The organism is Cupriavidus sp. 8B, assembly GCF_054589115.1.
On the sequence record NZ_BAAILO010000296.1, the window covers coordinates 1 to 287 of the forward strand.

Below are 287 nucleotides of genomic sequence, written 5' to 3' on the forward strand. Positions count from 1 at the left end.
CACACTCATTCAGGCTTGGGCAGGCCACAAGAGCTTTGTACGCAAAGACGGCGAGGACGAAGACAACGATGGTGGCAACTTCAAAGGTCGCAAGCGTAGCAACGAAACGCACCAGTCCAAGACCGACCCCGATGCCCGGCTCTACCGTAAAGGCAAAACCGCCAGTGAGTTGCGCTACATGGGCCATACCCTGAGCGACAACCGCCACGGCCTGGTGGTCAGCGCGCTGGTGACAAGTGCTGACGGGCATGCAGAGCGCGAAGCCGCCAAGGTCATGGTCAACGACG

At 59.9% G+C, this 287-nt stretch carries 1 pseudogene; it reads left to right on the top strand.

Annotated elements, in window-relative coordinates:
• Nucleotides 1-287: pseudogene (locus ACYP5B_RS29500) on the top strand (IS5/IS1182 family transposase); the annotation flags it as partial.